This window comes from Chloroflexus sp. MS-CIW-1 (genome assembly GCF_030444705.1).
Classification (GTDB): domain Bacteria; phylum Chloroflexota; class Chloroflexia; order Chloroflexales; family Chloroflexaceae; genus Chloroflexus.
In genome coordinates, this window is record NZ_JAUBWR010000002.1 from 515,337 (window position 1) to 537,670 (window position 22,334).

19 protein-coding genes are annotated in these 22,334 nt (G+C 53.4%); 6 read left to right on the forward strand and 13 right to left on the reverse strand.

What is annotated here, in order from left to right; genetic code table 11:
- Positions 1–53: 53 nt before the first annotated feature.
- A complete protein-coding gene (gene pknB / locus QTO31_RS15015; RefSeq protein WP_301429894.1) occupies positions 54–1,853 on the reverse strand; it encodes a Stk1 family PASTA domain-containing Ser/Thr kinase in 1,800 nt (599 codons plus the stop codon).
- 42 nt (positions 1,854–1,895) lie between these two features.
- A complete protein-coding gene (locus tag QTO31_RS15020) occupies positions 1,896–2,402 on the reverse strand; it encodes a ribonuclease H-like domain-containing protein (RefSeq protein WP_301429895.1) in 507 nt (168 codons plus the stop codon).
- Positions 2,403–2,871: 469 nt separating this feature from the next.
- Between QTO31_RS15020 and QTO31_RS15025 the strand changes: the two genes are divergently transcribed.
- Positions 2,872–3,828: a nucleoside hydrolase gene (locus QTO31_RS15025; protein WP_301429897.1), complete on the forward strand. Its 957-nt coding sequence runs from the start codon at positions 2,872–2,874 to the stop codon at positions 3,826–3,828.
- A 59-nt stretch (positions 3,829–3,887) separates the two neighbouring features.
- Here QTO31_RS15025 and murJ read toward each other — a convergent pair whose 3' ends face one another.
- The 3 genes from murJ to QTO31_RS15040 form a co-directional block, all read right to left on the reverse strand.
- Entirely contained in the window at positions 3,888–5,453 is a 1,566-nt protein-coding gene (gene murJ, locus QTO31_RS15030; protein WP_031459021.1) for a murein biosynthesis integral membrane protein MurJ, read from the reverse strand.
- A 9-nt stretch (positions 5,454–5,462) separates the two neighbouring features.
- A complete protein-coding gene (locus QTO31_RS15035; protein ID WP_301429899.1) occupies positions 5,463–6,575 on the reverse strand; it encodes an LCP family protein in 1,113 nt (370 codons plus the stop codon).
- Positions 6,576–6,796: 221 nt separating this feature from the next.
- Positions 6,797–7,618 carry a biotin--[acetyl-CoA-carboxylase] ligase gene (locus QTO31_RS15040; protein ID WP_301429900.1) on the reverse strand — a complete coding sequence of 274 codons (822 nt, stop codon included), beginning with the start codon at positions 7,616–7,618 and terminating at the stop codon, positions 6,797–6,799.
- A gap of 170 nt (positions 7,619–7,788) precedes the next feature.
- On the opposite strand from QTO31_RS15040, the gene QTO31_RS15045 reads away from it, so the two are divergent.
- The 4 genes from QTO31_RS15045 to QTO31_RS15060 all read left to right on the forward strand — a co-directional run bounded on the left by QTO31_RS15045 (position 7,789) and on the right by QTO31_RS15060 (position 12,684).
- Positions 7,789–7,923, forward strand: coding sequence for a hypothetical protein (locus QTO31_RS15045; protein ID WP_269077988.1), 135 nt, complete (start codon positions 7,789–7,791; stop codon positions 7,921–7,923).
- A gap of 352 nt (positions 7,924–8,275) precedes the next feature.
- On the forward strand, positions 8,276–10,630 hold the full coding sequence (locus QTO31_RS15050) for a hypothetical protein (protein WP_301429902.1): 2,355 nt from the start codon (positions 8,276–8,278) through the stop codon (positions 10,628–10,630).
- Positions 10,627–11,577, forward strand: a complete 951-nt coding sequence (locus tag QTO31_RS15055; RefSeq protein WP_301429904.1) for an ABC transporter ATP-binding protein — start codon at positions 10,627–10,629, stop codon at positions 11,575–11,577. Before QTO31_RS15050 ends, QTO31_RS15055 begins: the two co-directional genes overlap by 4 nt.
- A gap of 30 nt (positions 11,578–11,607) precedes the next feature.
- A complete protein-coding gene (locus QTO31_RS15060) occupies positions 11,608–12,684 on the forward strand; it encodes an ABC transporter permease (protein WP_301429906.1) in 1,077 nt (358 codons plus the stop codon).
- 472 nt (positions 12,685–13,156) lie between these two features.
- On the opposite strand, the gene lexA is transcribed toward QTO31_RS15060, so the two are convergent.
- On the reverse strand, positions 13,157–13,807 hold the full coding sequence (gene lexA, locus QTO31_RS15065; RefSeq protein WP_031459015.1) for a transcriptional repressor LexA: 651 nt from the start codon (positions 13,805–13,807) through the stop codon (positions 13,157–13,159).
- Between the two features lie 654 nt (positions 13,808–14,461).
- Between lexA and QTO31_RS15070 the strand changes: the two genes are divergently transcribed.
- Complete coding sequence (locus QTO31_RS15070; RefSeq protein WP_031461431.1) at positions 14,462–14,677, forward strand: hypothetical protein; 216 nt, start codon at positions 14,462–14,464, stop codon at positions 14,675–14,677.
- On the opposite strand, the gene QTO31_RS15075 is transcribed toward QTO31_RS15070, so the two are convergent.
- The 7 genes from QTO31_RS15075 to QTO31_RS15105 all read right to left on the reverse strand — a co-directional run bounded on the left by QTO31_RS15075 (position 14,662) and on the right by QTO31_RS15105 (position 22,330).
- Entirely contained in the window at positions 14,662–15,756 is a 1,095-nt protein-coding gene (locus QTO31_RS15075; protein WP_301429908.1) for a hypothetical protein, read from the reverse strand. The genes QTO31_RS15070 and QTO31_RS15075 overlap by 16 nt on opposite strands.
- Positions 15,757–15,865: 109 nt before the next feature.
- Positions 15,866–16,960: an STAS domain-containing protein gene (locus QTO31_RS15080; RefSeq protein ID WP_301429909.1), complete on the reverse strand. Its 1,095-nt coding sequence runs from the start codon at positions 16,958–16,960 to the stop codon at positions 15,866–15,868.
- Positions 16,961–17,133: 173 nt separating this feature from the next.
- Positions 17,134–18,102 (reverse strand): prephenate dehydrogenase, encoded by a 969-nt coding sequence (locus tag QTO31_RS15085; RefSeq protein WP_301429910.1) that lies wholly within the window; start codon positions 18,100–18,102, stop codon positions 17,134–17,136.
- Positions 18,103–18,123: 21 nt separating this feature from the next.
- Positions 18,124–18,717, reverse strand: coding sequence for a hypothetical protein (locus tag QTO31_RS15090; protein ID WP_031461169.1), 594 nt, complete (start codon positions 18,715–18,717; stop codon positions 18,124–18,126).
- The gene (gene aroC, locus QTO31_RS15095) at positions 18,704–19,801 is read right to left on the reverse strand and encodes a chorismate synthase (protein WP_031461170.1); all 1,098 of its coding nucleotides are present in this window, start codon (positions 19,799–19,801) and stop codon (positions 18,704–18,706) included. Before aroC ends, QTO31_RS15090 begins: the two co-directional genes overlap by 14 nt.
- 24 nt (positions 19,802–19,825) lie before the next feature.
- On the reverse strand, positions 19,826–21,034 hold the full coding sequence (locus QTO31_RS15100; RefSeq protein WP_301429912.1) for a glycosyltransferase family 4 protein: 1,209 nt from the start codon (positions 21,032–21,034) through the stop codon (positions 19,826–19,828).
- Between the two features lie 111 nt (positions 21,035–21,145).
- Entirely contained in the window at positions 21,146–22,330 is a 1,185-nt protein-coding gene (locus tag QTO31_RS15105) for a class I SAM-dependent rRNA methyltransferase (RefSeq protein ID WP_031461172.1), read from the reverse strand.
- Positions 22,331–22,334: the final 4 nt, after the last annotated feature.

Consider the following 22,334-nt stretch of genomic DNA (forward strand, 5'->3'; position numbering starts at 1 on the left):
GATCATAGTGGGAGGCGATTGCCTCCCCTGCCAGTACTCAAATATTCCCTGTTCTATTCCTCTGCCCTTACCCCCAAGACGATTCGACTTCCCCGCGGAACATAATCGCCGTTGTTTATTCCGACATAGCCATCTTTTGTTTCGCGTGCGGCACTCACGACCTGATTCGGTGCGTATTTGTCGAAGTCGGGTAGGCGGTCGCGTCCCTGGACATCAACATAGACGAGAGTTAACCCAGCGGTATTATTCAGAATGGATTCAGCCTGAGATCGACTTAGCCCGATGACATCGGGAAAACGCACGACATCGCCCAGGCTTACGTAGAGGGTTACCTCATCGCCTTGAGGAATACGCAAATTCGCACTTGGTGTTTGCCTGATCACAAAACCGGCATCTACAGTTTGACTGGGTTCTTCAATGATCTTGACCGTAAAACCGGCAGCGATCATTTGACTTCGCGCAATGTCACTGCGTGTATTGCGGACATCGGGAACTGCTATCAGTAACGGCCCCAGACTGACCGTATAGGATAACGGGCTATTGATCTCTACCAGCGTACCGGGTGCGAGCGTCTGCGAAATGACAATTCCTTGCGGGACATCGCGGTTGTATTCACCAATAGGAGCAGGAATAAGCTGATACTGTTGCAGCAAGCTACGCGCTTCACCATCACTTTGTCCGACAATGTTGGGAACAGTAGTTGTGGCAACAGTCGTTGGCGACGGTGTTTCAGGGGTGCTCTGAACATTCCCTGGCGCATTCGGTGATGGCCGACGAAGATCACCACTGAAAAGAGTGGTCATCATACCACTGCTGACAAAAAAGACAACAGCCAGTACGCCGACGAGGGTGAGCATCCCAACCAGAAAGATCCCACAACCTATTCCTTCTTGACGGGGGGCGCGCATCGTCGCCGGACGCGGACTGGGAACTGGCGCCGGACGACTGGCCGTACCTTGCGCCGGTCGCGGTGGGTTGATCGGACGTACCAGCGCTGATGGTGCGATCTCTGGATTTACTACCGTCACCTGTGAACCTAACCGGTCATAAGCTTGTAACGCCTCGGCCAGCTCCAGAGCACTAGCATACCGTTGCGCGGGGTCTTTGGCCAGTGCGCGCAACACAATGGCTTCGAGTGCAAGTGGTATTTGCGGGTTGTAGCGTCGTGGTGGGGTTGGTGGTTCACTGATATGTTTCATCGCCACGGCTACCGGATTATCACCGGTGAAAGGTAAACGCCCAGTGAGCATTTCGTATAAGACGACTCCCAGCGCGTAAATGTCTGATTGAGGAGTTGCCGGTCGGCCCTGAGCTTGTTCTGGAGCGATGTAGTCAACTGTGCCTAGCGCCACGCCGGTTTCGGTCATGGCCGTTGAAAGCCGACTCTTGGCAACCCCAAAGTCGGTAATCCGCACCTGACCTTCATCGGTAACAATAATGTTTTGTGGCTTAATATCACGATGAATTAATCCGGCGCGATGGGCTGCGTGCAGGCCACGTGCAATCTGCTCAGCAATCCGCACTGCTCGTGGAACAGCAAACGGTGCTTCCCGGTTGATCAGTTGTTTGAGTGTTACCCCGGCCACATATTCCATGACGATGTAGTGCTGATTTCCGTCTTGCCCTACGTCGTAGACGTCGACCAGGTTAGGATGACTCACCATCGCGGCTGCATGAGCTTCATGACGGAAACGGGCCAGAAACTCAGGATCGGTCATGAGATGGGGATGAGGTATTTTTATCGCTACCGGTCGGTTCAGTCGTAGATCACGCCCCAGGTAGACACGAGCCATCCCACCTTCACCTAAGAGTCGTTCAATTTGATAGCGGCCGTCAAGAATTTGTGGTTGCATTGTTTTTAGCAAAGATACACGATAATGAAGCACTTGCTGGCTCTATCCTAATTTGACGGTGCGAGCCGGATTAGCGACCGGCAGGTTGTTGGCGTCGAGGAGTGCTTCTATCATTGCCAGATTGATAACATCATCACGGTTATAGTCGAGCAGCATTTGTAATGCGACACGGTCGCCATAGTCCTCGTAGCGTGCCCAGAGGCGCGGTGCATCACGTCCGGTCAGACCACTTGAAGCACGACGAATTCCCAACGTCTCTTCCACGCCTTTTAATCCGCCACGCAGTCCTCGACGACGACATTCAGGCAAGAGATCGCGATGAGCGAACTTAGCGCGAAGATCGGCCTGGAGCTGACGTTTAATCACCGGTAAGTCAAAGCTGCTTCCGTTGAAGGTTACGATGGTAGTGATAGATTCGAGGGCTTCATAGAGAGCAACGTCATAGATTCCACTACCGACCAATTGGATAACTCCGCGGTCGTGACGGTATATCCCGATCACACTCATTATGCCGTTGTAGGTTGTTTCAATATCCAGATAGGCCCGCATGTCAGCTCCTGTGTTGTCATTTGCGCTCATTATGGCACGCGCTTCTCAAAGCGTCAATGCAGGTTCTGAGACAAGCAGGTGGAACTAGCGCCGGCCGTACAAGAGCGCACGGCGTGCGACAATCTCTGCCGCTTGAGATGAGTGGATGAAAGTCATTCCACCTGTAGAGAAGCTCCGACTCTGCCCCCAACCTCCGCAGGCGAAGAGCTGGCGGGAGGCGATTTCCATCCGCTCACCGCACGATGCGGGCTAGAGGCCCACGCTTTTCGGCAAGTGGGTGCATGGCGCTCATCTGTACAGCAGCGTTCCCTGAGTGATCGGGTTTCAGGTTCCACACACCTCACTGCGCGAGTCGACAATCCGCATGCCCAGACAATACTGTTCAGACCCACTCTCACTGCTCACTCCTCACTTTGTGCTATAGTAATCAACGATCATTGACGCTATTTGTTCCCTATCAGGAGGTTCGATGAACGCGCCCCGCCGGATTATTCTTGATACCGATCCCGGTATCGATGATGCCTTAGCTATCTTGCTCGCACTGGCCTCGCCCGAAGTAGAATTACTCGGTCTCAGCATCGTCCATGGAAACTGTACACTGGCCGAAGCAGTAGCCAATGGGCTGGCCGTGCTAGAGCTGGGTGGCGGCCAACATATACCGCTGTTTGCCGGCTGTGATCGCCCGTTACTCCGGCCATTGACAACCGCTCACGACACCCATGGTCAGCGCGGTCTTGGCTACGCGCAACTCCCCCCTGCACGCCTACAACCGGCTCGTGAACACGCTGTTGATTTCATCATTCGCACGGCACTGGCCGCACCCGGTGAAATAACGCTGGTCGCAGTCGGGCCGTTAACGAACGTTGCACTCGCTCTACGCAAAGAACCACGGCTGGCCGGTGCGCTGCGTGAAATCGTGATGATGGGAAGTGCATTGCGCGCTGATGGTAATGTGACACCACGTGCTGAATTTAATGTCTACGCCGACCCACACGCGGCACACATCGTCTTTTCGTCAGGTGTCCCGCTGGTCATTATGCCGTGGGATATCACTCGTCTGGTGCGTCTCCACGAGAGCGAAGTTGATCGGTTGGCGCAGCCAGGCAAACCAATCGGTCGCTTCATCGCCGATGCCACGCGCTTCTATATCGAGTTCCATCGCCGGTACTTCGGCTACGATGGCTGTGCAATCAACGATCCGGCAGCTCTAGCGCTTGTCTTTCTCCCTGATCTGGCAACTTACACCGACGTCTACGTTGCCGTTGAGACCTGTAGTTCACTGACGATGGGTTTCACGGTTGCGGATTTCATGCTAAGCGGCGGTCGGCAGCCAAACGCCCGTGCGGTGGTTGAATTTGATACTCCCCGTTTCCTATCTCTCTTTGTGGAACGAATGCGCACGCTCGAAGAGCGATTGTACCCATGAGAGATGTACGGGCGCAGCAGTGCTGCGCCCTCCTTTGACAGGTCATAGCATTCCCGCATTCACCTACCTGCCACTCCTCTGCGACGCAGGCGCCCGCGAACGATCTGAAATAGAAAGGTAGCCGCTTCGATACGTAAGATCAACGCGAGCAGCACATACACGAGTACACCGGCACTCCCCGCGATGGCAACCTGGATCAGCGGTGACCATTGTCCGCATAGCGAAGCGATCCCACCCACTATTAGCGCCATAATCCCACTGGTCAGTAGACCTTTTATTGTTGCCTCACCAAGACGTAATCCATTGAGCGGCACAAGGCGGTGCAGAAGCCAGCCGGTAATGACCGCATGTCCGATCCACTGCGCTGAATTGCCTAACACCAGACCCAGAAAGCCGAGTGATGTCCATTCAGCGAGCGGCACAGCAACAAGGAGATAGCACAGAATGGCTGCGCCCTGGATCAGGTTAGGAGTCAGGGTATTCTTGCGAGCATAAAATGCAAAGAGCAATATTTGATCAACGGCTGCCGCTGGCAACCCTGGAAGATAGGCTAACAACGCTAATGCGGTAATTGCACTATCCTGGGCGGTAAAGGCACCGCGCTCGAACAACATGGATGTGATTGGCAGGCTAAGGACAGCCAGTCCAGCCGTGGCAGGGAGAATCAATAGCAGCACAATTTTTAGCGCCATTGCCAGCGTATCACGAAAAGCGGTCTCGTCGCCAGCCACACTCTGGCGTGAGAGTGTTGGCAGGCCGGCAAGCGCTACTGCCGAGGCAACCAATCCAAGCGGAAATTGGATCAGGGTAGTGGCAAAGCGCATCGTTGAGATAGCCGCAGGAAAGCCTGATGCCAGCCAGCGATCAATCGTGACACCGATTAACGAGAAGCCAATCCCTAACGTGACAGGCGCATAAAGGCGTAAGATACGACGTACTGCCGGATGGCGAAGATCAAAGCTGAGCCGTAGATGAGCGCCACGTAGTCCTGGCCACTGAATGAGCAGTTGAGCGCTTGCTCCCAGTAAGGTACCAATCGCCAGACTATGAACCCCGATGTGTGGAGCAAGGCTGACAGTCCCGATAATCATTCCGGCGTTGAAGGCAGCCGCGACAAAGGCTGGCAGCAGAAAGCGACGTTGCGCGTGCAAGATTGCCGTAACGATAGCAGAAACTCCCATGAGCGTTACCGCTGGCAGCAACCAGCCAATCAGTGCTGCTGCTTCGGCCCGCAACGCCGATTCGGTTGGTCGCGTTACCACAGCAAGCGCCAGTGGCGCCTGCCACGCCAGCAATGCACTTGCTATTACCAAAATGGTACAGGCAAGGGTGATAATGGTCGAAGCAACATACCAAAACTCATCCCGGTCGCGCTCAGCATATTCACTAAACACCGGCACCAGCGCCGCACTGACTGCGCCGCTAATAAGCAGCTCATAGAGCGCATTAGGGAGTGTCCAGGCCAGCGTAAATGCATCAACGGCCAACCCACGGCTAAAATAGGCAGCGATAATTGGTTCGCGGACTAAACCCAGTACCCTACTGGTAATATTGCCCAGACTGATGAGCAATGCGGCCAGGGCGATGCTACGAAATACGCTGCTACTTGCAGATGTTTCGGTCACGGATTTCAATTATTCGCCACCGGCAGTTGAGACCGCTTCGCCAGTAAATTGTGCGACAATGCGACGTAATGCCTGTGGACGAACGCTAAACGTTGCATTACCATCAAGTTCGACGATTGATGATGAATCGATGGCGTAGCGCAAAATCTGTTGCGTGTCAATCGTGCGGGCAAAACTGGCCAGTTCGAGCATCATACGGTAATTAAGGTCGGTTAGTACATACCCACGAAGCGCACCGGTATAATCGTCGAGACTGGTGAGTTGTTGTAATAAGCCTCGCTCACGAACTCGTTGAAAAATCGCCATCAATACCTGTTGTTGACGCTGGTTGCGACCAAAATCGCTATCCGCATGGCGAGTACGGGCATAGATCAGCGCACGCTCACTGTCCATCCATTGTCGCCCGGCTGCAAACGACACTTCGATCGTGCGGTAGTCATCTGTTGGATAGGCCGGATCGTAAATTGGTTTTGGTACATCAATCTCGATTCCGCCGATAATGTCGATAATCTTCTTGAAACCTTCAAAATTGATCAGGATGAAATAATCAACTGGAATCCCCAGCAGCTTACTCACCGTTGATTTGGCCAGGGCTGCACCACCGCCTGGGCCAAACCGATGTTCGCCGACCGCATACGCTGCGTTGATCCGACCTTCACCGCCGGTAGGATAGCTCACCCAGAGATCGCGTGGAATAGAGAGCATACTGACACGGCCGGTATCACGAGCAACATGGACAAGCACGATCGCATCGGTGCGTGTCGGGCCATTTTCATCAGGGCGGGCATCAGTTCCCAATAAGAGAATGTTCAATTCTGATCGGCTAAGCTGAAGAGCCTCGGCAGTTGCAGTGGCTGCCGGTGCAGAGTTTGATGCCGGAGATGCAGTCGGTTGCCCAGCGAAAGGCGCCGGGGGTGGACCAAAAACCTCCTCAGCAACGGCAGGTTGTGGGGTGGGAGTAACAACCGGTTCGGTGGGCAGTGTAGCCGGGGTGACAATCATCGCATTAACATCTGCTATAACCTGACGCCATTCAAGCCCGATTCGTAGCAGCGCGGCGACAGCGATCAGGCTTGCAATAAATATGGCACCGCTCAAAATCCGTCTGGGCGAAACTATCATAACCTCCTACTCCGTATTTCAGATGCCCTTTGCCGAGGTCGGGGCAGAGCTGTCCCACAGGATTAGATTTTTAGTGCCCTGCACGATGATCGTCATGGATCGAAATCAGGCATCTTTGCTGTTGTATTTTGCATCGCTTGCTACTATACCATATCATTGTTACTTCTTGAAGACAAGACACAATGATACTCGGCTGAAAAACCTCTGATACCAGGGAGTTGTCACACATCACTCGCATGATCGCCGATGATACCAACATCACCACTCTCGATCCAGCGTAATGCACCACTGCCATCACGCACGATCAATGAACCATTGCGATCAACATCAATCGCTTCACCGCAAATGATATCGGTCACAGTAGTGATCTGGACTACCTGGCCCAGAGTCAATAAACGGTTCCGCCAGGTTTGCCACAAGAATTCGCTATCACCAGCCTGAAGTTGACGAAACCAGTAATCGTAGCGCTGAAGCAGTGTCTGTAAAAATTGAAGGCGATCAATGGGTGTTGCCGCCGCAATCGCCAGTGCAGTTGCCGGATAGCGTGTAACCTCTGGATCAGGAGCCGCGCTGATATTGACCCCACAGCCGATAATTGCCCATACCAGCCGATTTTTATCCCAACCACCTTCAAGCAGAATACCGGCTGTCTTGGCCCAACCGGTCGCAGTCTGGACGAGTACATCATTAGGCCATTTCAATCCGACACGTAATGGCGTCTCACGTTCAATCGCTTCGATCAGGGCAACCGCCGCCATCCAGATCAATGCAGTCGGAGTGGTCGTAGCGATGGGAGGTGGATAGAGACCCAGAGAAAAGAGCAGGGCACTTCCCGGCGGGGCAAACCAACGCCGCCCAAGCCGACCGCGACCGGCGGTTTGCTCCTCGGCAACAACCAAGACCGGTAACGCCGCCGGTGGCAAAGATTGGATCGCTGTACGGGCTACATCCATCGTCGATCCGACCTGATCGTAGCAGTGGATGGTGACCGGAAGCATGGCTTCCGAGGCCAAGCCGGCGCGAATTGCCACAGGATCAAGCATAGTACCTCCATCAATGACAAGACAGCCACTGGGGCCGAAGATGAAAAAATACTAAAAATCCACGAAATGGTATGGACGTGGTAACAATTTTTCGTTATACTACTCACTACTGAAACAATACACTTGCGCCCGCGGGTGTTGACCCATTTCGCAGCGGAAAGGATTCGCGTATGATGACTTTACTTCTTCTGGCGGCTTTCATCGTGATTGCCGGTGGCGTATTAGCATCGCTGCGTCGGGTACAACCCGATCCAATTCGGGTGCGTATTCGCGACCGTTATCCATCGCACCGCTATCGCCGCTAAGCGTAGTTGATTATACCGCAGCCACGATTGCCGCGCCTTTCCTCCTTACCGGAGAAGGGCGCGTTTGTGTTGTGTTGGAACCTTTTTCTGAAGGTGACGTCTACATACGTAGAAGTGAATATCAGCGTCCTAAGCCCAACTCCTCTTTCCTTTCCTCGGCATCAGATTGAGAAAGAGCTGCGGGAAGGCGAGATCGATTACAAGCCAAAAGATTTGTTGGCAGGCACGCACTCTCTTAATATCGGTGTGCTATCGGATTGCCTGGATTAATGCGGCAGGGTATGAAGTGCTTAGTGATGTCTTTCATCGGTCAGGTAATTCTGACTAACAATCGTGTGATGGAGGAAACCGCATGCACCCATGGCGTGTGAGGCTTTTGTTGCCAGGACTGTTGCTGGTCTGGCTGGTTTTAAGTCATAGCATCGTGGCAACAACTACGGCCCAATCGTCGGATATGCCGGATATGACGCTGGTTGCCCGACCGGCGTTTCAAGGTTTTGTTCGTCCTGGAACGTGGTTACCGGTCGCTGTGGAAGTAACAAACAGAGGCGTTGACCGTAGTGTTGAGATCGTGGTTGGAACGAGTAATGGGCCTTTTCAGAGCACATTTATTGATGTGCCAGGTGGGGGCCGGAAAGGAGTCACGATCCTTGCGTACATCTACGGCAACTCACGGCAACTCAATGTCCGACTATTAGCGGACGGCGCTGAGGTAGCCACGACTTCAGCACGTTTGCAACTGGTCTCGGAAGGTGTACTGGTTGGCGTGATCGGTGATCGTGAAGTTCGTTTACCTGCACAGTTGACTGATGGCATACGAGTGACAAGCGTGCCCTTGTCTCTGATGGAGTTGCCGACAGAAAGTTTAGGGCTGTCGGCCTTTGATGCCCTTATTCTCACCGATGTTGCGGTCAATGAAGTGTCACCAGCGCAGCAGAGTGCGTTACAAGGCTGGGTACAACGTGGTGGCACGTTGCTGGTGAATGGTGATATTGGCATACAACGCACGTTGTCGCTCTTGCCACCAGAGCTTGTCGCTGCCACAGTCAGCGCTCGATCAGACCCACTTAGTGATCCGCCGCTAACACTTGTGGGGTTAAACCCGGCTACGGGGACAGCAACCCAACGTGTCTTCCCAGTAACCATACCGTTGATCAAGAGTCAGTTGCCACTGGCTTACGGAATCCGTTACGGTGAAGGTCAAGCAATCGTTCTTGCGTTTGATCTAGCTACCCCCCAATTGATAAACTGGATAGGCTGGCGTGAGTTATGGCAGGCACTGCTTCCCCCTCCATCGTTTATTCCGCAGGGGCTAGGTTTTGGTACCAAACTCTACGCAACATACCTTGAAGAGAATCTCGCCAGCGCATTAACCAGCTTACCGGCACTGGATTTACCTTCCCTGAACGTGATCGGCATGTTACTTGCCTGTTATCTGATCGTGGTCGGGCCGATAACGTACCTGGTCTTACGCCGGTTAGATCGGCTGGCACTGGGCTGGATCGTAATACCGGTGCTGACTGTGATCTTCGCCGCTATTGCCTACAGCATCGGCTATGGTCTGCGCGGGGGAGAAGTCATTATCAGCCAGATTACACTCCTCGACGCGAATACCCCAACACTGGCGCGGGAACGGGCATTCATTGGTATTTTTTCCCCAGATCGGTCTACCTATCGTTTAGGTACCACTGACACCACCGCGTTAGTACGCCCGATTTCAGTGCAAGGACCGTGGAGTACACCATCGTTAACGAATGGCCGTTATGTGCAGGCGGCTGCTGATGGTCAGGTGGTAGAGGGGTTAGAGATTCAACAATGGTCACTCCAGGGTCTGCTCAGTGATCGAATCGTTCGCACGCCAGACCTGACCGCACACATTACAATTGACGGTGACGAGGTAAAGGGTGATGTAACAAACCGCAGTGATCGTTCACTTGAAGACGTGGTACTGATCTACGGGAATCGGGTCGGTATGATCGGTAACCTATCTCCCGGCGAGCAGCGTTCGGTATCACTCGAACAACCATCGCATGCTTTTGATGGCATCTCGCTCAGTTATCTCATTTACGGCCCTCAATTTGAGGCTATGGGAAAGATAGGGCAACCAGTTTCGCCAACACTTCAACTACGAGGCCGGATTCTCGATGCTCTTTACGGGTATGGCACCAACACTCGCGGCCTGCAACCATTGGTCTTAGCCTGGTATAGTAATACTATAACCTGGCTGACGCCGCTTGAACGACGAGCAACTATGCAGCAGCTCACGTTGATCCGTGGTACGGCACATTTGCGCACAACCGGCGAGTTAGAACTGCGGAACGGTAGTTTTTCGATTTCAGTTGAACAGAGTGGTGGTTTCAATAGTCCATGCTACACCGGGGATAGGCTCGGCATTATTCCTGATAGTAACGCAACGGTTATGCGTTTTACGCTACCAGAGAGTCTTGTCGGTTTACAACCTACCTCCCTGGCATTCAGCTTACGCTCTGACTCTTTCTGGAATGGGGATATCGAGGTGTACAACTGGACGAACGGGCAGTGGGAATCGGTTCCGACCCAGGTGTTTCAAAATATAGAGGTCGAGATACCTCAGCCCGATCATTTTCTCAGTCATCAGGGGATTATACGATTGCGGCTCAAGAATCGCGATATGCAGAACCTTACCTGTGTTTATCCTGACCCTATCGTGCGAGGGCGCCTACCATGACGCTGGCCATTGAAACCATAGAACTGACACACCGCTACAAGAAGTTGGTTGCGCTTGACCGACTCAATTTGCAGGTACCGCAAGGGTGTATTTACGGATTCATTGGCCCAAATGGAGCCGGTAAGACAACCACGTTGCGGTTGTTGGCCGGCTTACAAACCCCAACCAGTGGTGAAATCCGCCTTATGGGCGAACGGTTAACTAGCAGGCTGGCGCAGCGGTTCGTCGGCTATATGCCGGATTTTTTCGGCGTCTACGACGATCTGCGGGTCTGGGAATATCTCGACTTTTTCGCCCGTTGTTATGGGTTACGCGGGGCCCGCCTGCGCCAGGTGGTAGATGAACTTCTCGAATTGGTTGATCTGAGTGACAAACGTGATGCGTTTGTGCAAACCCTCTCCCGCGGTATGCAGCAACGTCTCTGTCTGGCCCATGCCCTGGTACACGACCCGCCCATCTTGCTGCTTGATGAGCCGGCGAGCGGTTTAGACCCACGCGCACGGGTAGAGTTACGCGAGTTATTACGCACGCTTCGAGACATGGGAAAGACGATCATGCTCAGCTCGCATATTTTGAGTGAACTGGCCGAAGTGTGCGATGCGATTGGCATTATCGATCACGGAAGGATACTGATCAGCGGCTCGTTGGCTGAAGTGCAGCAACAATTAGCCACCGGTTCACGGGTACGCATGCGAATTGCCCGCGAGAGCGATGTAGTCTTAGCACTGACCTTACTTCAACATCAACCACTGGTACAGGCTGTTAGCACTGTGCCGTCCGATCCGCGCTCATTGACTGTAGACTTTATTCAACCGGTTGATGAAGAGCAGTGCGCTACACTCCTTTCCGAATTGGTAAAGGCTGGCGTGGCAGTCAGCGAGTTTAGTGCACGCAGCGAGAACCTCGAAGAGTTCTTCTTACGCTTGACAATGGCAAATACTGGCTGAAAACGTCGTAATGTAACAGTAGGGGAGTCTATGGCTGCACAACTCCGGTTACCACAACTCAATCCCATTCTGGTACGTGAAGCACGCACCCGCATGCGTGGTGTACGTCCATACCTGATTCTGACCATCTTCCTGCTCGTTCTGATCCTCACAACCTTTGGCATCTATCAGTATATGGTCTCACAGGCGCGGAGTGGGATGGTCGTGTTGAGTTCACATATCGGACAGGCGTTATTCAAGGGTCTGGCCTTTACCGAGATGTTCTTTATCGTGTTGGTAGCACCGATATTAACGAGCAGTGCGATCAGCAGCGAACGCGAGCGCCTGACCTATGATATGTTGCTGGCAACTCCCTTACGCCCCGGTCAAATGTTATCGGGCAAGCTCATTGGTGCCCTAAGCTATCTGTTTCTGCTAATTGTGGCATCAATACCGGTGTTCAGCACCGTCTTGATTTTCGGTGGCGTCTCATTGCGAACACTGGTCTTGACAGTCCTTCTATTGGGTAGTGCGGCTCTCTTCTTTGGCGCGGTAGGTCTCTTCAGTTCGGCACTCCTAGGTCGCACTGTACCGGCGGTCATTTTAAGCTATGCGATTGTACTACTTATTTGCGGTGTGCCGTTGATCATCGCGTCAGTCTGGTCGCAATTCAGTAATCCGCAAGGTCAAAGCCCACCACCATGGCTTCTTTACCTCAATCCGTTCAGCGCTATCGTTGCCGTAACGACGGTTGTGCCAATAATGCCGCAGCCCGATCTACCATTTTTTAGCGCAAGTGATCCGTTTATGGTTATCCCCTTTTTGTCGCAGTTTAGTATCGGGATCGTGCGTTACGCTCCAGAAGGGCCATTACTTATGCCGGTCTATCGTGCGACGTTGCTTGGGTTTGGACTGTGCACCTTCATCCTGCTCTGGATCAGTTCACATCTTGCGTTACCGACACGGAAATGGCAACCGCGTTGGAGTGATCTAGGGTTTGTTGTCGTTATTGGCGCGATTGCGCTGGTGATGTGGGTAACAGTCGAGTGGTGGTGGATTGTGCCGCCAGTTGAGCCGTGGCTGATGCCGGTTGATGCCCCGCCAATTGCGCCGCCGATGGTCCCGTAGAGCGGTGGTACAACACGGCCCCTCACTATCCCCCTCGCCCTCTTCTGCTCCCACGCGGGTAGAGGAAAGGGGAACGTGGAGTGACTGGCGGGAAAGAACGTTGGTAACCCCTTACGCAATGGTCGAACGGGTACGGTACGATGAGAAATCTGGGTTTTTGATCACGCGCTAAGAAGTGCGACACCCCCTACCTTCCCTCGGCCCACTTTCCGCTCCCGTCCGGCGAGTAGAAGGCAAGAGCGATTGGAGCAGATAAGGGTGTGTGACCACTCGAAATCAAGCTGCAACAAGTCGAAGGCAATAACTGGTGCCGTTTCAACCGCAAGAGAAAACGATACCCGAACCAGGAACACTGCTCGTTGGCCTACCGAGCGAATGAGATCAGACCGAGGCATAACATCGGCCATCTGAGACAAAAAAGATGCTCAATCGCAATTGAGCATCGGCTATTAGAGTATTGTGGAGTAGGCGATTAGATCAAACTGCGCAGGACACCGATCACGCGCCCCCGAATACGAACATTATCAGGATGCGTGTAGATAGGTTGCATCGTCGAGTTAGCCGGTTGCAGGCGGATACGGCCCTCTTCGCGATAAAACTTCTTGAGGGTCACCGCGTTTTCGTCGATCAGCCATGCGGCTACCATCTGGCCGTTCTCAGCCGTTTCTTGCTGGCGCAGTAGCACAATATCACCGTCATCGATCAGGGCATCAATCATCGATTGCCCGCGCACCTTAAGCGCATACACGTTCGTCAATCGCTCAGGTGGGACAACATCAGCGGGGACAACGATCTGCTCTGCTCGACTAATATCAATCTCTTCTGGATCGGGGAGCGGTGAACCTGCGGTAATGGTGCCTAGCAAAGGCACTCGACCAATCTCATTTCGCAACATGGTTGGTGTTAACCCTGGCAGGCTAATCCCGCGGGAGATTTTATCATTGCGCACGATTTTACCGAGTTTTTCCAGGACATCTAAGTTGTATGATACAACTGAGGTTGAGGAGATATGGAGATCACGCTGGATGTCACGAATTGATGGAGAAATACCACGTTCTCTTATAAAACGTACAATATATTGATAAATCTCTGCCTGTCGATCAGACATCTCATGCTTTCGCATGGCCACTTTCCTTTCGTTGACCGCGGCCTCGGTAGACTGCGGCGCAATAGTAGAACTGATGTAGTAATTATAACTTCCGAACACTTGTTTTGTCAAGTACGTTTGTTCGTGAATTAGGGCTTTTTAACGTTTTCACCTGGCTGACAGATGAGAGGAACAACGAGCTACCCAACCCGTTCATCGTGTGTGCAGCAGCGTACAGCGTCCTCTCGTTGGTACGCCGGTGATGTCCGCCGCCGACGCGGTCGGTGCGGGTTCTAACCCCGATCGCATCGTGAGCGCTTGCGATGGGTGTTGGTTCCATCGCAACCACTGCACAATGCGGGCCGGAGGCCCGCGCACCCAGCGGTCGCATTCAGGGTGCATCCTAACCCGCACGCCCACTCCACTGCCGGTCAAGCGGCCCGCGCACCCAGCGGTCGCATTCAGGGTGCATCCTAACCCGCACGCCCACTCCCCCGCCGGTCAAGCGGCCCGCGCACCCAGCGGTCGCATTCAGGGTGCATCCTAACCCGCACGCCCACTCCCCCGCCGGTCAAGCGGCCCGTGCGCCCAGCGGTCGCATTCAGGGTGCGTCGTGTTAGCCATCCGGTTCCCCTCACCTTCACCCCAGCCCTCTTCCTCTCCCACACGGGGAGCAGGAGGGGGGCCACTATGCGTCGTCGCCGCACCAAGCGACCCGATGTCCTTGCCCTCCTACAAAGTTCCACCGAGGTCACTGTAGGATGCGATCGAGAAGTCTGCGCTTCCAGTCACAAGAATTTTGGAAATATTGAAAAGCTCTTTTCGATGGATCCAGGAGTTTCCAACGATCTCATTGCCTGGTACTCTGCGATGATCACCTACGAACAGCGTTATTCTGTTGTCTGATCGTGTATCGAGGCTGGGTGAGAAACAACTTCAACCGCGTCTGTTGACGTGTCTTCATCATCTGTGTTCGCAGGTGGAGAGCTGGTAACAGGGGGTGGCTCGCTTACCGGACCGTCGGCTGGCTGCGACTGTTGGACTAAACCGCAGATGATGCCAATTGCTTCGAGATACCGTAGTTCAGCGTAGGAGCGATAAAAATATCGTATCGCCAGAAACACGATCCCAAAGACGATCAACAACAGGATACCTGTCTGCCCATCTTCCTCCGGTACTATCCCCAAAAATTGACCGATCATTTGCCAAAACTGTTCCTGCATTTGGCGAACTTCTTCTGGGGAAAATATCAGGGCAAAGATGCTCAGAAATGCCAATCCACTAATACCAAATGAGAATGCCTGTAGACGGCCATTCATACCATCAAACTTCCAACGTGCGATATGCTCGATATGGCGCCAGTCGTTTATATCTAACTTTTTGAACCTGTCATCACTCTGAATGTTGCTGGCTGCCTGGCGCACGATGTCGATATAACCTGGAATCAGGTCTTTCTCTCCCTGGTTGTTTTTAACCGATGAAAAGAGTAGTAATGCAATGAAAGGGATATTTCCACCGATCATCGTGATCATACCGAATAACATGAGCCAGGCCACAAACGATATTGTGAACCAGAACAGATAATAGATGATCGCATTGGTAACATTGTTTGTAATGATTGCAAATAATAATAGTGGTAAGGCTGGCAGAAACAAGACGCTACACAACAACAGCAAGAACGGCTTGTTATTAATATAAAGGTAAATCGGACGAATAATGAGAGCAATGAGAATAATCCACAATGCAGACCCAAAAACACTAACAATAAAACGAAAATCCGCTGTGATCATACTGACAAGAGGCTGACTGACAAAAAACCAGGAGAGGAATGTAAACAACAGTACCAGATAGAAATGCCAGCGAATCGAAACTAGTGGAGAACGAAACTTCTGTCCTGTCGACGAATGGACAGTTTCAAACGTTTTCTTCACAGCACTGTAAACACCGATGAAATGATCAAACGCACTTTCGGGTAACACTTGCACACTTTTACTCCGGTAGCTCAGACGATGAAGAATGCTTCCTGATCCAGGAATACGAATACGTCATTTCGAGTCTGAGTAAGCTATTATGAAAAGTTTGCTTTCCTGCCATCTAGCCGCGAAGCCGCGACTGCTGACCAAATAACGCCGCCTGTAACGTGGCAGCAGTGCGCAGATAGGTCAGCGGTGTACCAAGACTAACCAGGGTCTGTGCTATTTCTGGGCGAATGCCGACGACCACCGTCTCGGCGCCAAGCAGACGGGCTGCTATCGCCGTTTGCACGAGTCGTTCGGCTGCGTGGGTATCGAGGATAGCAATACCAGTTACATCAATGATGAGGGTACGTGCCCGGTATTGCTCAATTGCCCGTAATGCATGGTGGTTCAGATGTTCAAGCAGTTCAGGGGTAGCTGCACCAACCAAGGGGATGACCAGTGTATCATCGCGTACCGGAATCACAGGAACAGAAAGTTCGGCAATTGTGCGCTGGAGCTGCTGTTGAGTGGTGAGACTCTGCTCTAACTGGAGCAGTGTCGCACGCTGCTCATCACTGAGGCGTTGTAATGCCGCCGTTCGCTCGGCAACCCGTTCTTCCAATGACGCATTAAGTTCGGCAAGCTGCTGATAGGCTTTTTCGGCTTGCAGACGCGCTTCGTTAGCGGTGTTGAGTGCCGAAACCAGACTCTGTGCGCCGATGAAAGAGATCAATGCGCTCACGATGAGAAGTACGGTAAGGTGGCTTAATGCAGTGTTGAAGTTACCGCCAGCACGGATTTCTGTCGGAATCAGTCGACTGATCCCCACAATACCTAATAGACACAGCCCGAGCACAATCCATATCTGGGATGGTTTGAGCAAAATGCTGGCAAGCAAGACACTGACAATAAGATAAAAGGTGTTAAACGGTGAGGTTGGATTAAGAAATTCACCGCTTAGCGCACCGAGGGAGGTCAGAATGATCAAGACATAGCTGCCAACCGTTACCAACCCTTTTTTGCCGAGAACGGCTGCGGTACCAAAAACCAGCACTGCCAGGGTCAGATTCACCAGGCGCCCAACTGTCGGTTGGAAGAGGGTCAGGGTGAGCCCGACCGTCAGCAAAACAGCTACGATCCCAGAACTTAAGGTAACGAGAATCTTTCCTCGGCGTTGAACTTCAGGATCAGGCGAATCGATGCGCAGGAGCCAGTTGAGCAGATGTGTCATGATGTTGATCCTTTTGCCGGGACCACCTAGGCATCTGTATATGCGTTATTTTTGCACATCGGGTCGAGCGATGTCAACCAACGACAGTGCTGATCTGCACCACCGACGACTCTGAGCACGATAGCACCTCGTTTATGCGGCAGGGTTGGAAGTTGCAGCAGACTACCATCACATCATTCATTTCGTTTCGGCCAGCGCAAGCCGAGCAGACTCGGTCGTTCGACGGTAGGCATGCTGGTGAAATCCGCTTCACCAGGACGTAGGTGCGGCTTACTGGCAAGCCATGCATCACGAGTAGCCTTGGCTTGTTGCAGGAGTTGTTCGATAGCTTCCGCATCACCGGCAGTAATCTGATCACGGGCCGTTACGAGGAAGCGAATCACTTCGTCGATCCAGCGGCTTAAGCCATGCGGATTGGTCAGCAGAATATCACGCTGCATGGCGGGATCACCGGAGGCCAGACGCGATACATCGCGGAAGCCGGTAGCAGCCAGCGGTGCCATTTCTTTCCAGGCCGGACTATTCCCGGTTGCAGTGACCAAACCAACGGAGAGCAGAAGGGGGAGATGCGAGATACCGGCTACGTAGGCATCATGCTCTTCTGGATCGATGTAGTACGGCTTGGCGCCGATTGTGCGCACCATCGCTTCTACCGCTTCAACAGCCTGCGGCGTTGTGGTGCTGATGGTCGTAAGACAGTAGATCGCACCACGGAAGAGGTCAGGATCGGCTGCGCCTGGCCCCGATTGTTCACGACCGGCCATTGGATGGCCACCGATGAAGGTAACGGTTGACGGGAGAAGTTCGCTTGCCCAGTGGCAGACCATCGCTTTCGTACTGGCAACATCAGTGACGATCGCCCCATTGGGTAAAAGTGAAGCCAGTTCGCCGAACACATCGCGAATGGCACGTACCGGCGTTGCGACAACCACGATTTGCGCGTCGTGGACTGCATCGGCTAACGTGCGGGCTTCACGATCAATTGCTAATCGTCCACGTGCTTCACGAGTAACCTTGAGGTCGCGATCAAAACCGGTGATCGTAATGTGGCCGATGGGTGACTCCTTCGGATCAGCATTACGGAGGGCCATACCCAATGACGTTCCGATCAGCCCCAGACCGATGATAGCAATACGGATCATAGTGCGTATTCCTTTACCGCGTTATGCTCTTTCTAACCCGATCAACGATAAGAAGAGAATTTCAATCAGCACCAGGATCACGGCCAGCGCAATAAATTTAATCGGGTCAAGCGTGCGCAACGCGGCCAACGCCAAAACAGTGGCAACGAATATGCCACATTCGTATGCTTCACGACGCACCCTACGGTTGTCGAGTGCCCAGGCCCGCAGTGTAATCCAGCGCCGACTCAGAACAGCAATAATTGGCCGACAGATTGCAGCAACACACAGAAAGACGGCAAACAACATCAATGTGTACACCGGTATATCAGGTGGGTCGAGTAAAGTACCGGTAGGCGCCGGTATCATTGCCACCGTAACCAGAAAAAGCCAGACTCCTAGCGTCCCTTCTACGGTCAGACCGGGCAACTCAAGCCATCGTTCGAGAGACCCAAAGGTGGTAATACCGGTGATAAAAGCTACAACAGCGAAAAGCAGACGCCATCTAATTGCTGAGCCGTCGGTCAAATTGAGACGGATCAGCATAGCAATGACCAGGAACCAGCTTAAGACAGCTAGTAATGCCAGCAATGGCAACCAGCGGCTTCTCTTCGGTAGTTCATCATGCTTCGCCATAATGATCCTCCCACGTCACGCGAGCTAGCCGCTGACGAAGGAGATGGTCGGCCAACACCAATGCCAGCATCGCTTCGGCTACCGGTACCAGGCGCGGCAGAACTGTTGGATCGTGGCGGCCATGCACTTCAATCGTAACCGGATTTCCTTCGCGATCAACCGTCTGTTGGGGGCGAGCGATGCTAGCCGGAGGCTTGGCTGCCAGACGTACCACAATTTCTTCTCCGGTTGAAATACCGCCGAGAATGCCGCCATGATGATTGGAAAGCGTCCCAATGGTGCCATCATCCCGGCGAATGAAGGGATCGTTATTCTGCGACCCACGGAGCATAGCTACACCGAAGCCTTCACCAATCTCAACCCCTTTGATAGCCGGAATGGAGAACATAGCCTTGCCTATATCAGCCTGAAGTTTATCAAAAACCGGCTCGCCCAAGCCGGGAGGAACTCCTCGGGCACGCACTTCAACAATACCACCCAGCGAGTCGAGTTCACGACGCGCCTGATCAACTCGTTCGACCATGAGTGCTGCAATGCGGGCATCAGGGCAGCGCATAATATTCCGCTCAATTTCTGCTTCATCAAACACTTCGGCGCGCAGATCGGCCAGTTGCAGGGTGTAACCGATAATACTTACACCGTAGGTTGCCAGGAGGCGTCGGGCCACAGCACCACCTGCCACCCGCCCGATGGTCTCACGCGCCGATGAGCGGCCACCACCACGCCAGTCGCGAAAGCCGTACTTGACATCCCAGGTATAGTCGGCATGACCGGGGCGATAGGTATCTTTAATATTTTCGTAGTGGTGCGATTTGGCGTCGGTGTTGTACACGATCATTGTAATCGGGGTACCGGTTGTGCGCCCCTCGAAAACGCCAGAGAGAATCTGAACTTCATCGGCCTCACGACGCTGCGAACTGACCCGACTCTGACCGACACGTCGGCGATCAAGTTCACGCTGAATATCGGCAACATCAAGCGGCAAACCGGCGGGGCAACCATCGACGGTACAACCAACTGCCGGCCCGTGCGACTCGCCCCACGTTGTTAAGCGAAAGACGTGACCAAAGGTGTTTCCGGGCATAGTGTCATTCCCTGTTCATCTGCCTCAAGCGCGGCGCATAATCTCTTTACCCCAAGCACCAGCTTTCCACTCCATCCAGACACGATCGTACACTGCTTTGACTTCACCGGCAATGCGTGTCCAAGTGTAGTAGGCACGGGCCAGCGCAGCACCGCGTGCCGCACGTAGCCGTGAATCGGCGGGTGCATGCAGGCTGGCAAGCAGTGCCTGGACCAGCCCCTCTACATCTCCTGCTGGCACAACGAGGCCGTTGAGTTCGTGTTGCACAACTTCGGCTAATCCACCAGCATCAGAGACAATCACCGGACACCCGGCGGCAAAGGCTTCCAACGCGACAATGCCAAACGGTTCATAGAGGGAGGGAAAGACGGCAACATCACCAACTGCGTATAGCCGGTTGCGGTCTTCATCGCTGATAAAGCCCAGAAACTCTACCGCAATACCGAGTTCGGTTGCACGCCGTCTCAGTTCGTCGAGCATACTGCCGGTACCGGCAATAACCAGACGCGCCGGTATGTCGGCTACCACTCGTGGCCAGGCCTCTAACAAAATATGTACCCCCTTCTCGTACACTAACCGTCCGACAAAGATGACGAGTGCTTCGTTATCGGCAGCAAACCGGCGGCGGAATGACACCCATTCGGCCGGATTGGCAAACGGTTGGGAGGGCAAGTGTACACCATTCGAGATCACATCGATCTTATCCGCCGGTGTGGTAAAGTATTCTCGGATCTGACGAGCCATAAAATGCGAACAGACAATCACCCGCCAGGCTTCGTAGGTCAGACGCCATTCGAGATCGTTAATATATTGGGCACGCTGACCGTTGATGGCGCCCCGCCCACGACCACGTTCGGTTGCATGAATGGTAGCAATCAGCGGGATGCGCCAGTGATGTTTGAGGGCAATCCCAACTTCAGCGGTAAGCCAGTCGTGAACGTGAATCAGATCAGGTCGTCCGCCAGGGAAAAGCGCATGAGCTGCCTGCTCAAGATGGCGACCGGTATGATAGACAAAACCGGGAAAGTCGTCGGTATCGAGCGTTGGAACTGAGACACGACAGATGGTGAGATTTTGATGACGTTCAAACGCCTCCCCGCCACGTAGTTGGGGGGTAAGGACGGTAACGATCACATCGTGCTCAGTTAGGGCTGGCGCCAGATCGGCTACATGGCGACCAAGACCACCGACGATATGTGGTGGATATTCCCACGAGATTTGGAGAACGTGCATAGCCAGATTATAGCATAGCCGAACAATCCCTGTATCTGTGAGGATTGAAACGAATTCTCATGCCGGGAAACGGATGCACTACGATGTCGTGGCACCTCTCCAGGTACACATCTACACCAGGGTCTGTACACGGGCAATCACATACTTTAGATACCGTCCTTCAGGAAAACCGGCGGGCACGGGATGATCGAGCGGGTGACCAGCCTCGTGAATGATTTGCATTCGGCGATGGGCCTGGGCAGCCGCTTCACCGAGCAACTCACGGAACTGCTCTGGCCCAATTTGTGCCGTACAACTGGCAGTTACCAGCAGACCGCCAGGCGTGACACAACGCAATCCCAGTGCATTGATTCGCACGTAGGCGCGCATGGCAGCGTGCTGACTGCTACGTGTGCGGGCAAAGCTAGGCGGATCAAGAATGACAACATCGAACATCTGTCCTCGCCTAGCATACTGGTCAAGCAGCGCGAAACAATCGTCGGTCACAAAGCGATGACGGTCTGCTGGCAAATGGTTGAGAGCGATATTAGTGGCTGTCGCCTCGGCCAGCCCATGCCCAACGTCGCAACTCACGACTTCGGCTGCATTACCGCGTAAGGCATAGAGGGAAAAACCTCCAGTGTACGCAAAACAGTTCAGCACACTGGCGCCGGCAACCATCCCCTCCAGCGTGCGCCGGTTCTCACGCTGGTCGAGAAATAGACCGGTTTTCTGACCGTAGAGCATATCAACCTGAAAAAAAAGACCGTTTTCCTGTACAACCAGATTGCGTGGCGGCCACTCTCCCCACAGCAATATCGGTTGTGCCTGGTCATCATCATCGTGCTGGCGTGGTCGCTGTATCACACCGCGCAGCTCCGGATCAACGGCACGGAGGGCATTCGCGACGATGGGCACAATCGTTTGTACACTATCGGCGTAGGTTTGGATAACAGCATAATCGCCGTAACGATCAACGACCAGACCGGGCAGATAATCACCTTCGCCATAGATCCAACGGTAGGCCGTTGTCTGACCACTGGCCCGTATTGGCGCCCGCAGTTCCCAGGCTTCCCAGACTCGTTCGCGAAACCATTGCTGGTTCGGGAAATCATGCCGACTGTAAATGCGTAGACCGATTGGACTCTGAGCATCGTACAGGCCATAGACCGTCAAACCACCACAGCGCGCACATACCCATTGGCCGGTACGCAATCGTTCACCGCCGATTAGGTGATTCCGGTAAACCCAGGGGTGTCCCTGCTGAAGGCGGGAACGGATAGAAGGATCAATTACCAGGTCGCCAGGAGATGTCATATTG